Annotated in this window: 17 protein-coding genes; all 17 read right to left on the minus strand. The window is 59.7% G+C overall.

Translation table 11 applies throughout. The annotated features are described in order from the left end of the window. Positions 1-129 precede the first annotated feature (129 nt). Entirely contained in the window at positions 130-579 is a 450-nt protein-coding gene (fliJ, locus tag D8U60_RS24540; RefSeq protein WP_016771076.1) for a flagellar export protein FliJ, read from the minus strand. Between the two features lie 6 nt (positions 580-585). Further along, positions 586-1944, minus strand: a complete 1359-nt coding sequence (gene fliI, locus D8U60_RS24545) for a flagellar protein export ATPase FliI (protein ID WP_016771077.1) — start codon at positions 1942-1944, stop codon at positions 586-588. Further along, positions 1934-2740, minus strand: a complete 807-nt coding sequence (fliH, locus tag D8U60_RS24550) for a flagellar assembly protein FliH (protein WP_130901141.1) — start codon at positions 2738-2740, stop codon at positions 1934-1936. Before fliH ends, fliI begins: the two co-directional genes overlap by 11 nt. Positions 2741-2744: 4 nt before the next feature. Then, positions 2745-3764 (minus strand): flagellar motor switch protein FliG, encoded by a 1020-nt coding sequence (gene fliG, locus D8U60_RS24555; RefSeq protein ID WP_016771079.1) that lies wholly within the window; start codon positions 3762-3764, stop codon positions 2745-2747. Beyond that, entirely contained in the window at positions 3757-5544 is a 1788-nt protein-coding gene (fliF, locus tag D8U60_RS24560) for a flagellar basal-body MS-ring/collar protein FliF (RefSeq protein ID WP_016771080.1), read from the minus strand. Before fliF ends, fliG begins: the two co-directional genes overlap by 8 nt. Before the next feature lie 14 nt (positions 5545-5558). Continuing rightward, positions 5559-5888 (minus strand): flagellar hook-basal body complex protein FliE, encoded by a 330-nt coding sequence (gene fliE / locus D8U60_RS24565; RefSeq protein WP_016771081.1) that lies wholly within the window; start codon positions 5886-5888, stop codon positions 5559-5561. A gap of 128 nt (positions 5889-6016) precedes the next feature. Next, entirely contained in the window at positions 6017-7399 is a 1383-nt protein-coding gene (locus tag D8U60_RS24570) for a sigma-54 dependent transcriptional regulator (protein ID WP_130901142.1), read from the minus strand. Positions 7400-7404: 5 nt separating this feature from the next. Beyond that, complete coding sequence (locus tag D8U60_RS24575; protein WP_130901143.1) at positions 7405-8616, minus strand: ATP-binding protein; 1212 nt, start codon at positions 8614-8616, stop codon at positions 7405-7407. Positions 8617-8726: 110 nt separating this feature from the next. After that, on the minus strand, positions 8727-10202 hold the full coding sequence (locus D8U60_RS24580) for a sigma-54 dependent transcriptional regulator (RefSeq protein ID WP_016771084.1): 1476 nt from the start codon (positions 10200-10202) through the stop codon (positions 8727-8729). 172 nt (positions 10203-10374) lie between these two features. After that, positions 10375-10671, minus strand: a complete 297-nt coding sequence (locus D8U60_RS24585; RefSeq protein ID WP_016771085.1) for a hypothetical protein — start codon at positions 10669-10671, stop codon at positions 10375-10377. 11 nt (positions 10672-10682) lie between these two features. Beyond that, the gene (gene fliS, locus D8U60_RS24590; RefSeq protein WP_024012101.1) at positions 10683-11081 is read right to left on the minus strand and encodes a flagellar export chaperone FliS; all 399 of its coding nucleotides are present in this window, start codon (positions 11079-11081) and stop codon (positions 10683-10685) included. Between the two features lie 129 nt (positions 11082-11210). Continuing rightward, on the minus strand, positions 11211-12659 hold the full coding sequence (fliD, locus tag D8U60_RS24595; RefSeq protein ID WP_130901144.1) for a flagellar filament capping protein FliD: 1449 nt from the start codon (positions 12657-12659) through the stop codon (positions 11211-11213). An 82-nt stretch (positions 12660-12741) separates the two neighbouring features. Then, positions 12742-13098, minus strand: a complete 357-nt coding sequence (locus D8U60_RS24600; protein WP_024012099.1) for a flagellar protein FlaG — start codon at positions 13096-13098, stop codon at positions 12742-12744. Positions 13099-13171: 73 nt separating this feature from the next. Continuing rightward, positions 13172-14023: a flagellin domain-containing protein gene (locus tag D8U60_RS24605; RefSeq protein WP_073472782.1), complete on the minus strand. Its 852-nt coding sequence runs from the start codon at positions 14021-14023 to the stop codon at positions 13172-13174. Positions 14024-14265: 242 nt separating this feature from the next. Next, a complete protein-coding gene (locus D8U60_RS24610) occupies positions 14266-14532 on the minus strand; it encodes a hypothetical protein (RefSeq protein ID WP_130901145.1) in 267 nt (88 codons plus the stop codon). Next, entirely contained in the window at positions 14529-15818 is a 1290-nt protein-coding gene (locus D8U60_RS24615; protein ID WP_130901146.1) for a 6-hydroxymethylpterin diphosphokinase MptE-like protein, read from the minus strand. Before D8U60_RS24615 ends, D8U60_RS24610 begins: the two co-directional genes overlap by 4 nt. 86 nt (positions 15819-15904) lie before the next feature. Further along, positions 15905-16831: a ketoacyl-ACP synthase III gene (locus tag D8U60_RS24620; RefSeq protein WP_122880892.1), complete on the minus strand. Its 927-nt coding sequence runs from the start codon at positions 16829-16831 to the stop codon at positions 15905-15907. Between the last annotated feature and the right edge of the window lie 99 nt (positions 16832-16930).

Here is a 16930-nt window from a genome sequence, read left to right on the forward strand (position 1 = left end):
GGTGTAGCACCTGGATAGGGTTGGGGCAAGGCTGGAAAAGCAGATCAAAAGATCGCGGCCTTCGGCAGCTCCTACATTTGAAAATGCATTCCCCTGTAGGAGCTGCCGAAGGCTGCGATCTTTTGATCTTTAAAAGGCATCACGCCGTGGCAACCGCTGCGACAATTCATCGAGCAGCTTCTGCTCGCGCTTGTCTTCCAGGCGTTGTGCTTCATCACGATAGCGCTGCACCAGTTTGCGCAAACCCTCGACGCGGGCAAACGCCTGCTGCCATTCCTCACGCGCCTTGTCGAGCTTGTTCTGATGCCAGACCAGGCTCTGCCGTTGCTGGTCGACGGCGGTGTCGAGTTGCGCGAGAAAACCCTGAAAGCCCAGCAGCCATTGCCCGGTCACGCCGGTGCTGCCGCGCACGATCCATTGCTGCGAGTAATCCAGACGAAAGGCATTGAGGTCGGCCAGTTTGCTTTCGGCAACTTTGACCTGGCCCTGAAAGTAGGCGAGGCGCTGCACGGCGGCTTTCTCGGCCTTTTCGGCCATGTCCACCACCGGTGCCAGGCGCGCGGCGCGGCTGACGGCCATGGCCGGTTACCCGCCCGCCGCAGGGGCGAACAGGGTTTCCAGATAGGCCTGGCTTTCACCCAGATTGATTTTGTCGTTGAGGCCCTGGCGCTGATACCTGACCAGTTGTGGTTGCAGGGAAATCGCCAGATCGGTCTCGCGATCGCCACCGGCTACGTAGGCACCGACGCTGATCAAATCACGGCTCTGCTGATAGCGCGACCAAAGCTGTTTGAAATACTGCGCGCGCTGCATGTGATCCGGCGAAACCACCGCCGGCATCACCCGGCTGATCGACGCTTCGATGTCGATCGCCGGATAGTGGCCTTCCTCGGCCAGACGCCGCGACAGGACGATGTGGCCGTCGAGCACGCCCCGCGCCGAGTCGGCAATCGGGTCCTGCTGGTCATCGCCTTCGGACAGTACGGTGTAGAACGCCGTGATCGAGCCACCGCCCTTCTCCGCGTTACCGGCGCGCTCCACCAGTTTCGGCAGTTTGGCGAACACCGAGGGCGGATAACCCTTGGTTGCTGGCGGCTCACCGATGGCCAGAGCGATTTCCCGCTGGGCCTGGGCGAAACGGGTCAGCGAGTCCATCAGCAGCAGAACGTTCTTGCCCTTGTCGCGGAAATACTCGGCGATGCGCGTGCAATACATTGCCGCGCGCATACGCATCAGCGGTGCGTCGTCCGCTGGCGAGGCGACCACTACCGAACGTTTGAGGCCTTCTTCACCGAGAATGTGTTCGATGAATTCCTTAACTTCGCGACCACGCTCACCGATCAGGCCGACGACGATGATGTCGGCCTCGGTGAAGCGGGTCATCATGCCCAACAGCACCGATTTACCGACCCCGGTGCCGGCGAACAGACCCAGACGCTGGCCACGGCCGACCGTCAGCAAACCGTTGATGCAACGGATGCCGACGTCCAGCGGTACGCTGATCGGGTCACGGTTGAGCGGGTTGATGGTCGGGCCATCCATCGGCACCCAGTCTTCGGCCTTCATGCCGCCCTTGCCGTCCAGCGCACGACCGGCACCGTCAAGAACACGACCGAGCATGCTCATGCCCATCGGCAAACGACCGGTATCGGCCAGCGGCACCACGCGGGCGCCCGGGGCAATCCCGGCGACGCTGCCGACCGGCATCAGAAAGACTTTGCTGCCGGAAAAACCCATGACTTCCGCTTCCACCTGGGACGGGTGGTAGCTGTCGTCATTGATCACCATGCAACGGGTGCCCATGGCGGCGCGCAAGCCTTCGGCTTCGAGGGTCAGGCCGACCATGCGCAGCAGCCGACCTTCAAGGATCGGCGCGCCGGCAATCTCGGTGGCCTCGGCGTAGGTGCTCAGGCGCTTGGCGAAGCTGGTGCGTTCAAGGCGCATCGCTGGCGTCCGCGCGCGGCTCGTCAGAGTCGACAGCCGCTGGGGTGTCTTCAGGAATATCGAGCGTCAGGTCTGCCGCTGCCGGATGCAGAGCCTGCTCATGCAATTGGTCGAACAGCTTGGCCATGACCTGGGTCACCCGCGATTCGACGCTGGCGTCGATGCGGCTGTGCTCGGTTTCAACCCGGCAACCGCCCGGCAACAGCGACTCGTCTTCGACGATGCGCCAGCTTTCTTCGTGGCGTTCGCGCAGGGCTTTGACCTGGGCGAAATCCTGCGGATTGACGTACAGGCGCACGTTTTCCACGCCCAGCGGCAATAGCTTGAGGGCATCGCGCATGACGTGTTCGATCTGCGTTGAATCGATGGCCAGTTCGCGCTTGATCACCTGCTTGGTGATGTGTTGCACGAGGTCAACCAGCGACTTTTCAATCTGGGTGTCTTGCTCGGCGATCGGTTCGAACAGGTTGGCCATCAACAGCTCGAGGCTGGCGATTTTCGCCGCCAGCGCCGTTTCGGCTTCCTGACGCACCTTCAGCGTGGTGCTGTGAAAACCTTCTTTTTCGCCGATGGCGAAGCCCTCGTTGTAAGCCTCCTGACGGATACTTTCGAGTTCTTCCAGGGTCAGTGGCTGGACTTCTTCCAGCGGCACTTCTTCCATTTCCGGCGGTTCGGGCTCCGGTTCCGGCTCGGGTTCCGGTTTCGGCGGGTCGAAGCTGGGCAGCGCCCAGGATTCGAAACCACGAACATCGCGGGCGCGGATCAGATCCGTCACAGACTCGTCAGGCTTATCCATGGGCTTAGATCATTTCCTCGCCGCCCTTGCCACCGAGCACGATCTCGCCGGCTTCGGCCATACGACGGGCAATAGTGAGGATTTCCTTCTGTGCGGTTTCGACGTCGCTGACGCGCACCGGGCCTTTCGCCTCGAGGTCGTCGCGCAACAGTTCGGCAGCACGCTTGGACATGTTCTTGAAGATCTTTTCCTTGACGCCTTCGTCCGAACCCTTGAGGGCCAGCACCAGCACATCGGAAGAGACTTCGCGCAACAGTGCCTGGATGCCACGGTCGTCGACGTCGGCAAGGTTGTTGAAGACGAACATGAGGTCTTCGATCTGACCGGACAGGTCTTCGTCGACTTCGCGGATCGAGTCCATGAGCTGGCCTTCGATCGAGCTGTCGAGGAAGTTCATGATGTCGGCCGCACGCTTGATGCCACCCAAGGTGGTGCGCGAGGCGTTCGAGTTGCCGGAGAACTGTTTCTCGAGAATCTGATTGAGTTCTTTCAAGGCGGCCGGTTGCACGGTGTTCAGCGACGAAACGCGCAGGATGATGTCCAGACGCACTTTATGGTCGAAGTTGCCGAGCACTTCACCGGCCTGATCCGGATCGAGGTACGCAACCACGATCGCCTGGATCTGCGGGTGTTCGTAACGGATGACGTCAGCGACTGCGCGCGGCTCCATCCATTTCAGGCTGTCGAGGCCGCTGGTGTTGCCACCGAGCAGGATGCGGTCGATCAGGCCGTTGGCCTTGTCTTCGCCCAGGGCCTGGGTGAGCATCTTGCGCACGTAGTCGTCGGAACCGACGCCGAGGCTGGTCTGATCGCCGACGATGTCGACGAACTCGCTCATCACCTGCTCGACCTGTTCGCGATGGACGTTGCCCATCTGCGCCATGGCCACGCCGACGCGCTGAACCTCTTTGGGGCCCATGTGGCGCAGCACTTGCGCAGCATCGGTCGAACCCAGGGACAGCAGCAGAATCGCGGCTTTGTCGACCTTGGTCAGTTTGACGGTGGCGGCTCGGTTATCACTCATCTGCGTTAATCCACTCTTTCACGACCTGAGCCACGCGACCCGGGTCTTCAGCTACCAGACTCTTGATTGCATTCAGCTGCGCGTCATAACCCTCGCTCGGGCTCGGCAACAGAATGCTCTGCGGACCACCGAGGCTCACGCGGTCGTTGGCCAGTTCGCCGTCCAGGCCGCCCATGCCACCAAGTTCCACGTCGCTGCCCAGACCGGCCAGCTCCTTGCCTTTGCCACCGCCGGTGATGTTGTTGAGCACCGGACGCAGCACACCAAACACCAGTACGAGGATGAACAGCACACCCAGCACTTGTTTGACGATGTCCCAGAACCATGGCTGGGAGTAGAACGGAATATCGGCAATCACTTCGCCGCGTTCGGCGGAGAACGGCATGTTGATCACGCTGACGCTGTCACCACGGCTTGCGTCGAAACCGACCGCGTCCTGCACCAGACGGGTGAAGCGCGCCAATTCGTCGGCGCTCCACGGCGCACGACTGGTTTCACCGTTGGCCGGGTTGACCTTGACCTGATCGTCGACCACTACCGACACCGACAGGCGATTGAGACGGCCCTGCTGCTGCTTGGTGTGGCTGATCGAACGGTCGAGCTCGAAGTTCTTGGTCGATTGTTGACGCTTGTCCGCCGGGTACGGTGCAAGCATCGGCTGGCCGGTGGCCGGGTCCATGATCTGCTGACCGTTGGCGTCAACCAGTGGCTGACCCGGCTGGATCATCCCGGCCGGTGCGGCGGTGCCACCGGTGGTCTGCGGCGCCGAGGCTGGCGCCGGTGGCTGGTTGCTCAGGGCACCCGGCACACCTTGCGGACCATTGCTGGCGGTGCGTTGTTCGTTGACCGACTGCTCGCTGCGCAACGCCGGTTGGTCCGGGTTGAATTGCTCGGCAGTCGATTCGACGGCACTGAAATCGACGTCGGCCGAAACTTCAGCCTTGTAGCGATCGTTGCCCAGTACTGGTTGCAGAATGTTGTGCACGCGCTGGGTGAGCATGCTTTCCATGCGGCGGCTGTAATCGAACTGCTTGCCGGCCATGGTCATTTCCGAGTTCTCCGCCTGATCGGAGAGCAGGTTGCCCTTCTGATCGACGACGGTGATCTGCGATTTGCTCAACTCGGGCACGGAAGTCGCCACCAGGTTGATGATCGCCACCACCTGACCCGGCTCCAGCGAACGCCCGCTGTACAGCTCGACCAGTACCGAAGCGCTTGGCTTGCGCTCGTCACGGACAAACACAGAACTCTTCGGAATCGCCAGGTGCACGCGGGCACCCTTGACGTTGTTCAGGCTGGAGATGGTCCGCGCCAGTTCGCCTTCGAGGCCGCGACGATAACGGGTCGCTTCCATGAACTGGCTGGTGCCCAGACCCTGTTCCTTGTCGAGGATTTCGAAACCGATGTTGCCGTCGCTGGGAGTGACACCAGCAGCAGCGAGTTTCATCCGCGCACGAGACAGGTCGTCGGCCTTGACCAGCAAGGCGCCGGAATTGGGTTCTACGTTGTAAGGGATGTCAGCGGCGGCCAGGGTTTCCATGACCTGCTTGGCGTCCATGCCGGCAAGGCTGCCGTACAGTGGACGGTAATCCGGCTGCTGCGACCACAGCACCACGGCAAAGCCAATCGCCACGCTCGCAGCCAGACCGACCAACAGGCCGACCTGACGCAGCACGGTCATCTGGGAAAGGTTTTCCAGAAAGGACAGGCCGAACAGCGGCGGTTTGCCGTCGATCGGGGTGGCCTTGGCCGGAACGTTATCAGCGACTGCTTCTGCCATGACTTATTTCGCCCTTAAACCGGCATCTGCATGATGTCTTGGTAAGCCTGGACCAGCTTGTTGCGCACCTGGGTCAGAGCCTGGAACGACACGCTGGCTTTTTGCGACGCAATCATGACGTCGGTCAGGTCGACACCGCTCTTGCCGATCTCGAACGCGTTGGCCAGTTGAGTCGACGCCTGCTGGGTATCGCTGACTTTATTGATCGCCTGACCGAGCATGTCGGAAAAGCTGCTGCCCGCGATTTCAGGGACAGCGGCAGTCGATTTACGCGCAGACATGGCATCCACTTTCATGGCCTGCATGTCCATCATCAACCGATTAAATTCAATACCTTGGCTCATGGTCTACTCTCTTGGGCGGCCCGCAATTTTTTGACACTCACTCGGCGGGTACACAGGTATTAGCAACAAGGGTGCCAGCTAGTGGGCACCCTTCTGAGAAAAGCATCTGGAATGTTTTGCAGCATCGATCAGGTGGCGAACAGATAGCCTTCGACGTCCATCCCGGCGTCGCGCATTTGCGCCAGTTTGTAGCGCAGAGTCCGCGGGCTGATGCCGAGCTTTTCGGCAGCTTCCTTGCGCCGGCCACGCTCAGCGCGCAGGGTGTCGATGATCATCTGAAACTCCCGGCGGCGCAGGTCATCGCCCAGGGCGCCGGAGGAGTCCGCCTCGATTTCCACCTCGCGGATCACCGGTGCCGGGACCGGCAGCGGCGCAAGTGTCACCGCACCGCTCAGGCAAAAATCCTGCGGCTGAATCAAACCGCCCTGCTGCAGAATCAGCGCGCGCTGAATGGCGTTGTCCAGTTCACGCACATTGCCCGGCCACGGGTACGCGGTCAGACATGCTTGAGCTTCGGGGGACAGCTTCGCTGCTGCGTGCTTCATTTTATTGACGTGTTTGGCCAGCAACTTTTCCGCCAGCGGCAGGATATCGGCAGTGCGTTCGCGAAGTGGACGCCAGGCCAGAGGGAAAACCGACAAGCGGTAAAACAGGTCTTCGCGAAAACGCCCCGCCGCCACTTCGCCGGCCAGATCGCGGTTGGTCGTGGCGACCACGCGAATATCCAGACTGATCGGCTTGCGCGCGCCCACTCGCTCCACTTCACGCTCTTGCAGAACGCGCAGCAGCTTCGCTTGCAGGCCCAGGGGCATTTCGGAAATTTCGTCGAGCAGAATGGTGCCGCCGTCCGCCTGCTCGAACTTGCCGGCCTGCGAAGCGATGGCGCCGGTGAACGAACCCTTCTCATGACCGAACAATGTCGCTTCGAGCATGTTGTCGGGGATCGCCGCGCAGTTGATTGCGATAAACGGCTGGCTCGCCCGCCGCGATTGCTGATGAATGTAGCGCGCCAGCACTTCTTTACCGGTGCCGGACTCGCCGGAGATGAGGACAGTCGAATCACTGCGCGCGACCCGTGCCGCCAGCTCAAGCAACTGCGCACTGGCCGGTTCAACGGCGACCGGACCGTCCGCTTCGCCCGCGTCAATGCTGCCCAAGGCATGGCGCGCCACCAGATCGAGCAGCGCTTTGGGCTCGAACGGCTTGACCAGATAATCCGCCGCGCCCTGGCGCATCGCATCGACCGCACGCTCGACTGCGCCGTGGGCGGTCATCAATAGCACCGGCAATTGCGGTTGGCGTGCGCGCAGCAACGCGAGCAACTGGTGGCCGTCCATACCCGGCATGTTGACGTCACTGACCACCAGGCTGAAGGCTTGCTGCGCGACCGCCGTCAGTGCTTCTTCGGCGCTGCCGACGGCGTGATAGTCGTGGCCGGCGAGCAACAGCGTATCGGCCAGCGCTTCGCGCAACGAACGGTCATCCTCGACCAGCAACACCTTGATGCCCATGACGTTTATTCAACTCCCTGTGCAGCGGAAAACAGTGGCAGGCTGACCTGCACGCAGGTGCCGCGCCCGACTCGCGAGCGCAGGGTCAATTCTCCCTGATGCGCGCGGGCCACCGCTTTGACCACGGTCAGGCCAAGGCCGGTGCCGGTGACTTTGGTAGTAAAAAAAGGCTCGCCGAGGCGCGCCAAAACTGTCGGCTCAATGCCGCTGCCGCTGTCGCTGACACACAGACGCAGGGTGTTGCCTCTGGTGTAGCAATGCACTTTCAGGCGCGCTTCGCCGGCGCTGGCCTGAATGGCGTTTTCAATCAGATTCAGTAATGCCCCGACCAGTGTGTCGCGGTTGCACAGCAGCTCACCGGCATGGCTGTCGCACTGCCAGCGAATTGGCAGATCCTGCACATGGGTCAACGCCGCTGCCTGCAGCGATTGCATCAAGGCATTGGGCGTAATGCGGTCGGTCAGCGGCAATTCACCGCGAGCGAACACCAGCATGTCGCGCACCTGATGTTCGAGTTCGTGCAGACGTTCTTTCAGGCGGCCGGCAAAGCGCTGCTGGGTTTCCACCGGCAATTGCTGTTCAGTCAAATGACTGGCGTAGAGCAAAGCGGCGGACAGCGGCGTGCGAATCTGATGGGCCAGCGAGGCAACCATGCGCCCCAGCGACGACAAACGCTCATGCCGTGCCAGTTGATCCTGAAGATGCCGGGTTTCGGTCAAGTCGTTGAGCAGCACCAACTGCCCCGGCTCGGCATCCAGCGAGCGGGTGGAAATCGACAGACGTCGACCGTTTTTCAAGGAGATTTCATGACCGTCGTCTTCACGGGGAGCGAAGCAACGTGCGATCACATGGCGCCAGAGTTCGCCTTCGAGTGGCGAGCCGAGCAGATCGATGGCGGCCGGGTTGGCTTCGCGTACCAGGCCGTGACCGTCGATGACGATGACGCCGCCGGGCAACAGGTCGAGAAGGTTTTGCAGGCGATTGGCCAGGCGTTCTTTTTCCGCCAGTTCCTGCATGCGTTGGGCGCTGACCACGGCCAGCTCACCCTTGAGTTCGGTGACCCGCGCTTCGAGCAGGCTGTAGGAGTCGGTCAGCTGGCTCGACATCTGGTTGAACAGCTGGAAGGCCTGCTCAAGCCCCTGACGACTTGCCTGCTCTACGGACGAGGGTTGCCCCACGATATTGGAGGCAGAAGAGATCTGGGCGGCTTGGGGCATTGGGCTCTCTCGCTTGGCTGACCGTCAGTGAAACGGAACGTTGCGAGGGCTATAGCAATACCCGTGCCTAAAAAAAACCGCTTATAAATGAAGCGCTTGAAAAACAGGCGTCAATCATCCGCCTGTTCATCTCCTCCAGCCCGGCTCATGCCGTACTTGCGCATCTTCTCGACCAGGGTGGTGCGACGGATGCGCAGACGTTCAGCGGCGCGGGCAACAATACCATTGGCATCGTCCAGCGCTTGCTGAATCAGGCCCTGCTCCAGGCCACCGAGGTAGTCTTTGAGGTCGAGACCTTCCGGCGGCAGCAGCGCACTGGCGCTGAAATCCGGCGTATGGCCGTTGATCGCCACGCGCTCTTCCAGATCGCTGCGCAGGCTGTCGACCATCTGCTCGTCTTCGTCGTCGACGTAGCGGAATTTCTTCGGCAACTCGACCACGCCGATTACCCCGTACGGGTGCATGATCGCCATGCGCTCGACCAGGTTGGCCAGCTCGCGGACGTTGCCCGGCCAGCCGTGACGGCACAGCGACATGATCGCCGCCGAGTTGAAACGGATCGAACCGCGCTTCTCGTGCTCCATGCGCGAGATCAGTTCGTTCATCAGCAGCGGAATGTCTTCGACGCGCTCACGCAGCGGCGCCATCTCGATCGGGAACACGTTCAGGCGATAGTAGAGGTCTTCGCGGAACGAGCCGATCTCGATCATGCTTTCGAGATTCTTGTGCGTTGCGGCAATGATGCGCACGTCGACGCTCTGGGTCTTGTTGCTGCCCACGCGTTCGAAGGTGCGCTCTTGCAAAACGCGCAGCAGCTTGACCTGCATCGGCAGCGGCATATCGCCGATTTCGTCGAGGAACAGCGTGCCGCCGTTGGCCAGCTCAAAGCGCCCGGCACGGCTGGTGATCGCGCCAGTGAAGGCGCCCTTTTCGTGGCCGAACAGTTCGCTTTCCAGCAACTCTGCAGGGATCGCCCCGCAGTTGACCGGGACGAACGGCGCGTCGCGGCGTTTGGAGTGGTAGTGCAGGTTGCGCGCGACCACTTCCTTGCCGGTGCCGGACTCGCCGAGGATCAGTACGCTGGCGTCGGTGTCGGCCACTTGCTGCATCATCTGCCGCACGTGCTGAATCGCACGGCTGGTGCCGACGAGGCTGCGGAATAGATTGGGTTCGCGATGACGGCCGCGTTCGCGGGCCTGGTCGTACATTTCGCGATAGACCTGGGCGCGATGCAGCGAATCGAGCAATTTGCTGTAGCTGGGCGGCATTTCCAGGGTGGACAGCACGCGGCGACGCTGGTCTTCAGGCAGGTCAACGGAAGAATTATCGCCCATTAACAAAACCGGAAGGAACTCATCCCAGGTTGCGAGTGTCTTTAGCAAGCCCAAAAGCGCGCCAGGAGCATTGACGGTCCCGATCAGTACGCAAATGACTTCACGACTAGACGACAAAGAGCCGACAGCCTGCTGCCAGTCATGGCTGCCGCAGGGTAAATTTTCTTCGCCAAGAAAATTCAGAATCACCGCCAGGTCGCGGCGGCGGACGCTATCGTCATCGATCAGCAGAATTTTGGTTTCACGCCACATGCAATAGCAACTTCCCTAGTCAACTCAATGCCCGAAAAATAAGGCAAGCGAGACGCTTGCAGGACACCATGTGCCTGTAGACGCCCTAAACCTGATAATAGCCACTAGTTAAGTCAAAAAACCGTTCACAGTCAAATTTATGGCGCACATCTCTGGTTTAACTGACGGTTAATCAACCAAACAGATGGTAAACCTTTGCAGCCTTTTGCGCTTGGGTGATCTGCGACATCTCGTTGGCTATCGCCTGCCGCTCGCCCATTGCTACCTCGAGAAGCTCTTTGTAGACGAATAGCAGCTCTTCAAGGTTGTCGCGCAGTGCCACTTCGTCCAGCGAAGCTTCCGCCATGACGTCTTCCATGCAGGAACGGCAAGCCAGATCCAACTCACCAATGGCTTCCCAGTTTCGTTCGGCCAATGCTCCGACCAACGCTTCGCGGGTATCGGCTATTCGCTGCAATACAAGACTCATGGTGATCTCCTTCAGAACTGCGGAGCCGGCACAGGCGCGATGGCGTCCCAGCCTTCTTTGACCGTTGTCAGCAGGCCGGCGACTTCGTCGAGTACACGGGGATCGCTGCTGATGTTCGCTTCGGCGAGGCGCTTCATCATGTAGATGTACAGGCCATCCAGATCGGCCAGTGCCTCGGCGTTGTTCTCAAGGTCGAGGCCTTCACGCAGGCCACTGACAATGCCGATGGCCTTGCTGATCGCCGTGCATTTGGCGGGGATGTCCTTGCGCTCGATGGCGCCCTTGGCCTGAGCAATACGGGCCAGTCCACCTTCCATCAACATTTGCACCAGGCGGTGCGGGCTCGCTTCGGACGTCTGCGCATGGGCGCCGACTTTCTGGTACTGCCGAAGGGCTAACATCGGGTTCATGTTCTACCTCATTGCCACGTTGACTCGTATAACCAGTGTATCGCCAACCGGTCCGAAAACTTTAGATCAAAAGACAAAAACCCGGCGCACGCCGATAAAGCGTAGCCGGGTTTTTGTCGTTACTGACTGTTACTTCGCCGACTGCTGAGCGTTCAGCGAGCTGAAGAACGACGTGATGTTGCTCGCCGTTGCCTTCATTTGGCCTACCAGCAAGTCCATGGCGTTGTACTTGGCGGTCAACGTCGTAGTCAGGTTGGCCACGCGCAGATCCAGCGCCGCCTGCTGCTTTTGCAGGCTCGATGTCAGATTAGTCAGGTTGGAACTGCGCTGATCGAGCAGCCCACCAGTCTTGACGTATGGATCAACCGCCGCAGTCATACGCGCCAACAGACCATTCTTGGAATCGGTGCCGCTGAAGAGCTGCTGAACCTGGCCAGCCATGCCCGGAGTTTCCATCCGCTTGTTGAACACCGCCGTATCGAGCGTCAGCAAACCGGTTTTGCTATCGGTCAATACGCCCATCTGCGAGAGCACGGACAATTGCCCCGCTCCGCCCGCCCCTGGATCTGTCAACTGAGCGCGCACATCCGCCATCAACGAACGCGGCAGAGCGTCACCAGTGAAGGCTGCGGAAACGGTCAGATTGCCGTCGGCATCCGGCGTTGCCTTGGACAAGGTGTCGATGGTTTTCTTCAGGGTGTTATAGGAATCGATGAACGATTGCAGCGATGTCTGGATGCCGGCGGTATTGGTCGCAACCGAAACGGTCGCTGGCGTTGCGACGCCATTGACCAAGGGACTGGCGGCAGTCAGGTTAAGCGTCATGCCGCTGATCGCACCGGTCACGGTGTTGGTCTTGCTGGTAACGGCCAGACCGTCAATGGTCAGGCTAGCGTCCTTGGCCACATCACCGACCGCACCGGATGCCCCTGCCGCAGGACTGTCACCCATCTTCTGGGTACCATCGATTTCGAGGCCGGCGATACCGCTGACCTGCAGGTCCATGCCGGCGCCCGTCTTGTTGGAGCTCAGTACCAGACGCGAGGCGCCCGTACTGTCAGTCACGATATTCGCGGAAATGCCATTGCTGGACTGCGCGGTGTTGATCGCATCGCGCGTGGACTGCAAGGTGGCATTGGCCGGAATCGCGACATTGTAATCAATGCCATTCTGACTGATTTTCAGAGTACCACTCGGAATGGCACTGGCGGCCCCGCCGGCGAAGGCGGCACTGGCGACTTTCGAGCCGGTGGCCAGATTTTTCACAACGACGCTATACGTACCCGGTACGGCGGTTTTATCCGAAGTGGCACCAACAACAGTCGGCGTGTCCGAAGTCGCAGTAAAACCGGCAAACGCCGGGCTCGTTGCCTTGTTCAGATCGCCCATGGCTTTCTGATACGCAGCCAGTGCACTTTTCAGCGAACCGACACCGGAGATCTTCAGGCTGTTGGTTTTGGTCGCAGTATCGATCTGCGTCTGCTTGGCAGACTTGTCGGCGTTGACCAGCGCGGTCACGATCGCGCCGATGTCCAGGCCGGAACCCAGTCCGGAACCCGGTAGAATTGGACTTGCCATGTGCATCTCCCTTCAAATTGCTGTCATTCTTTTGACCGTTACACGCGTCCTGAGAACGAACAAACACTATTCATGCCATTTATCAGACTTTGGCGTCGAACAATACATGACTTGCATTGGCGAGGCTGTCGGCCAGTTTGAGGGCTTCGGCGGAAGGAATCTGTCGAACGACTTCACCCGTCTCGCTCGCGATCACCTTGACGATGACCTTGCCGGAATGCTCGTCGATCGAGAACTCCAGATTACGCTTGATCGACTGGACGAACTTTTCTATCTCTTGCACCGCCAGTTTCAACTTGGCGCCGTCCGCATCCTGATCCTTGGCAGCGACCGGCGCTTCAGTCTTTTGGACTTTAGGCAGCTCTGACGGTTTGTCAGCAACCGGTGGCACTGGCTTGGGAGCCGGATAAGACACGTTAAGCTTTACGCTCATGTCCATGCCCATCACCTCTTAACGTAAAAAAGCGAGAGAGCACGACAAGCGCACTCCCCCGCTTAAACTCATTCCGAAATTACTGAAGCAGCTTCAGTACAGCGGAAGGCAGTTGGTTGGCTTGAGCCAGTACGGAGGTCGAAGCTTGCTGCAGAGTCTGCTGCTTGGTCAGGTTAGCAGTTTCAGCGGCGAAGTCGGTGTCCTGTACACGACCCTGAGCAGCGGTGGTGTTTTCAGTGATGTTCTGCAGGTTCTGGATGGTGCTGGTCAGACGGTTTTGCGAAGCACCCAGGCTGGCGCGGGTTGCACCGATGTTAGCGATAGCTGCGTCGATTGCAGTGATCGCGCTGTCGATGGCGACGGCAGCGTCAGAAGGGCTGGCGCCAGTCAGTACAACAGTGCCGCTGCCAACCGACAGGCTGACGGCGTCGAACTTGGAGCTCAGTACCAGGTCGATGTGGTTAGCCGAACCGGTGTTTGCGCCCACTTGCAGGGTCACAGTGCCAGCCGAACCGTCCAGCAGGTTTTTGCCGTTCAGGTTGGTCGAAGCCGAGATACGGGTGATCTCGTCGGACATCTGAGCGAATTCAGCGTTGGTAGCGGTCTGGTCAGCAGTGCCGTTGGTACCGTTACGGGCTTTAACAGCCAGTTCACGCATACGCTGCAGGATGTCGGTAGTAGCTTGCAGAGCGCCTTCAGCGGTCTGGGCAACGGAGATACCGTCGTTGGCGTTCTGGATGGCCTGGGTGTTACCGCGGATCTGCGAGGACATACGGTTGGAGATCTGCAGGCCAGCGGCGTCGTCTTTGGCGCTGTTGATTTTCAGGCCGGAAGACAGGCGCTGCATCGAAGTGGACAGAGCGTCGGAAGCGCGGTTCAGGTTTTTCTGAACGTTCAACGATGTGGTGTTGGTGTTTACTGTTAAAGCCATGACGAATTCCTCGTTGGTTGGGTACTGCGGCTTCCGGCCCTGGCAACCGCCGGGTATGGCCTAGAGAACCTTCGTAATAGTTATCGTCGGGATTGCAGGTTGCTTGAGGGCTTTTTGAAAAAATTTTGCCATCACCACGCCACCCCCGAGAAAACAAAGACTTAGCAGCACATCCAGCGCGAAAAAATGACGTCATAAAACCGCCTGTAACGCAAAGCCGCGGGCCAGCGCTGCGCAGCGGTTCAGCGCCTGGCACTTTCCAGCAATTCGACCAGTTCGTATTCCATATAGTCAGCCAGACCCAACCAGTCCTGGCGCTCCTGGCAATCGAGCATTTGCGTGAGCACCTGTGCCCACGCCTGCTGGATATCCACTGAGGCAGACGCCAGACATTGCTGGGCCTGTTCGAATACATCGACCATCGTCAGCGCCGCCTCAACGTCACGCCCAAGGCGAAACAACGCCGCACACTGACGACACTGATCCTGACACTGACTCAGCGCCCTCATTGCACGAACTCCGGATTGAAAGCGGTCCCGGCAATCAATGCACCGGCGCGGCTGCTGTTGAGAAACTCGACCTGCGGATGCGCGGCGATATAACGCTCAAGCACACACAGATAACCGCGAAAGTTTAGCTGAGTGCTGACGCGCTGACCGTGGCCATCGCGCACCCAGTGCCGCGCCTGATTCACCGGTGGTCCGAGATCGCCGTCATTCCAACCGGCGTGAGTCTTGTTCATCGGGAAAGCGAAGTCAGCGCCAAATAGCGTGATACGCCTCGCGCCCATTTTTACCGCGAGATCCACCGCCGGATGGATCACGCTGCCGCCGACGTGCAGCTCGCCGCGTGGATACTGTTCTTTCAGCTCGGCATAGATCGGGCTGGCCGAATAGCCGCCATAGCGCTTGCCCTTCCATGCCTTCAATACCTGCGGGTCGCTCATCGGCAGGTACACCAGCGTAATGCCGTCAGACGTCTCGAAGGGCAGATGCCGAAAGCCGATGCGCTGATCGATGCTCACCACCAGATCAGGCACGATGCCATGTTCGCGCAACGGTCGATAAGCGGTATCAACACAGATGAACAACGGCCGCTCGGCACGCTGACGAATCGCCGCCAGCCGCTCGAAATGCTGCTCCAGCGTCGGGCCGGTGGCGATCACGTAGATTTCACGTCCAGCGCAACTGCCGAACAGCTGTGCGACATCGTCATCGCCAAGCAGCACCGGCAGACAGTCCTGCAAGCGTTGCTGGATTTCTGGCGACTGCGGATCGAAATCGCGATTGTTGAATGTCAGGTGCACTTCATTGATCAGCCGGTCGCGGATCTTCGCGTTGAAGTCATCGGCCAATAACATCTCGGCGGGCAAGGCAAAGAATGGCGTGAAGAAGTCCGAATGATCACCCGCGTAAAACAGCTCGACCCGAGGATCCTCCAACCATTGGCGCTGATCGAGCAGTTGCAGTACCAGCGCGAACAGCGCGCCGTTGAGGATGTGTACGTACAGTTTTTCCAGGTCTGCGCGATCGAGCAGCACGCCGGGCAAGTCGCCCAGGCCGGTGCCATAGACATGCAGATGCGGTTTTGCCGGCAGGCTTGCCGCCTGAACCTGCGCCTCGTGCAGACGATCATGGCGACTGGTCAACTGAATGCCGTCAACGCTCAGCGTCGAGCCCAGTCCTTGCACGAGTTCGGCCTGCACGGACGCGCTGTCTTCAGCCATCAATCGCTCGAACAGCGCCGGCCAGCGCCGTTGCAACACCTCGGCATTGGCTTGGAAAAACTCGCTCATGGCGCCTCGCGCTCCTTCTCGGGCAAAAAAATAGCGTTCAAGGTTAACCTTGAACGCTATTTTTGTATCAGTGGTTTTTCTGCAGTTTACGGACGATAGATGATCGCCGAGCCCCACGACAGACCGACCCCAAAACCGCTCAGCGCAACGCGCTGCCAGTCGGAATCAAGCACATGTTTTTCCAGCAGCAGCGGAATGCTCGACGACACGGTGTTACCGGTCTCGACCATGTCCTTGATGAACTTCTCCGGCTCGCCTTCGAAGCGTCGCGCCACGGCGTCGACAATCGCCGCGCTGCCCTGGTGAATGCAGAATGCGTCGATGTCATCGGCCTTGAGATTGGAATCGTCGAGCAACTCGTGCAGGTGCGCCGGGACTTTCAGCAGAGCGAAGTTGAAGACCTGACGACCATTCATGAAGAACACGCCGTTGCTGACTTTCAAATGCGGTGCGCCGGAACCGTCGGTGCCGAACTTGGCCTTGCCCAGCGCCCAGGTCGGGTTTTCGCCCATCCAGGTGGCGGTGGCGGCATCGCCAAACAGCATGGTGGTGTTGCGGTCTTCCGGGTCAACGATTTTCGAATACGGGTCAGCAGTGATCAGCAGGCCGTTCTTCAGGCCGGCGGCTTCCATGAAGCCCTTGATCGCGTAGATGCCGTAGACGTAACCGGAGCAGCCCAAAGAGATATCGAACGCTGCGACATTGGTCGGCAGGCCGAGCTTGTCCTGGACGATTGCTGCTGTGTGCGGCAGGCCTTCTTCATCACCGTTCTGAGTGACGACAATCAACGCGTCGATCGATTCACGCTTGAGTTCAGGATGGCTGGCAAACAGCGCATTGGCCGCTTCCACGCACAGATCGGAAGTTTCCTGCTCAGCGTCTTTGCGCGGCAGGAACGCCGAACCGATCTTGCCAAGGATGAACTCTTCATCTTTTTCGAATTTTGCACCTTGTGCGTAATTGTCCACGCCGGCTACAGGAACGTAGCTCGCAATGCTTTTTATGCCAATCATTACGGCTTCCCAATAAAAAACAGCCCAAAACCACCGCTCGCAAGGATTCGAGGGGCGCCGACAAACAGAAAACGGCCGCCACGACGGGCAGCCACGGGA

The sequence above is a fragment of the Pseudomonas sp. Sample_11 genome, from assembly GCF_004307505.1.
Classification (GTDB): domain Bacteria; phylum Pseudomonadota; class Gammaproteobacteria; order Pseudomonadales; family Pseudomonadaceae; genus Aquipseudomonas; species Aquipseudomonas atacamensis.

Coding starts and splice junctions, on each gene's coding strand:
- D8U60_RS24600 (WP_024012099.1), bottom strand. CDS start 13,098: ATGGACATGAGCGTAAAGCTTAACGTGTCTTATCCGGCTCCCAAGCCA.
- fliI (WP_016771077.1), bottom strand. CDS start 1,944: ATGCGCCTTGAACGCACCAGCTTCGCCAAGCGCCTGAGCACCTACGCC.
- D8U60_RS24620 (WP_122880892.1), bottom strand. CDS start 16,831: ATGATTGGCATAAAAAGCATTGCGAGCTACGTTCCTGTAGCCGGCGTG.
- D8U60_RS24580 (WP_016771084.1), bottom strand. CDS start 10,202: ATGTGGCGTGAAACCAAAATTCTGCTGATCGATGACGATAGCGTCCGC.
- fliF (WP_016771080.1), bottom strand. CDS start 5,544: ATGGCAGAAGCAGTCGCTGATAACGTTCCGGCCAAGGCCACCCCGATC.
- D8U60_RS24575 (WP_130901143.1), bottom strand. CDS start 8,616: ATGCCCCAAGCCGCCCAGATCTCTTCTGCCTCCAATATCGTGGGGCAA.
- D8U60_RS24610 (WP_130901145.1), bottom strand. CDS start 14,532: ATGAGGGCGCTGAGTCAGTGTCAGGATCAGTGTCGTCAGTGTGCGGCG.
- D8U60_RS24570 (WP_130901142.1), bottom strand. CDS start 7,399: ATGGGCATCAAGGTGTTGCTGGTCGAGGATGACCGTTCGTTGCGCGAA.
- D8U60_RS24605 (WP_073472782.1), bottom strand. CDS start 14,023: ATGGCTTTAACAGTAAACACCAACACCACATCGTTGAACGTTCAGAAA.
- fliE (WP_016771081.1), bottom strand. CDS start 5,888: ATGAGCCAAGGTATTGAATTTAATCGGTTGATGATGGACATGCAGGCC.
- fliD (WP_130901144.1), bottom strand. CDS start 12,659: ATGGCAAGTCCAATTCTACCGGGTTCCGGACTGGGTTCCGGCCTGGAC.
- fliG (WP_016771079.1), bottom strand. CDS start 3,764: ATGAGTGATAACCGAGCCGCCACCGTCAAACTGACCAAGGTCGACAAA.
- D8U60_RS24615 (WP_130901146.1), bottom strand. CDS start 15,818: ATGAGCGAGTTTTTCCAAGCCAATGCCGAGGTGTTGCAACGGCGCTGG.
- fliH (WP_130901141.1), bottom strand. CDS start 2,740: ATGGATAAGCCTGACGAGTCTGTGACGGATCTGATCCGCGCCCGCGAT.
- fliS (WP_024012101.1), bottom strand. CDS start 11,081: ATGAACCCGATGTTAGCCCTTCGGCAGTACCAGAAAGTCGGCGCCCAT.
- D8U60_RS24585 (WP_016771085.1), bottom strand. CDS start 10,671: ATGAGTCTTGTATTGCAGCGAATAGCCGATACCCGCGAAGCGTTGGTC.
- fliJ (WP_016771076.1), bottom strand. CDS start 579: ATGGCCGTCAGCCGCGCCGCGCGCCTGGCACCGGTGGTGGACATGGCC.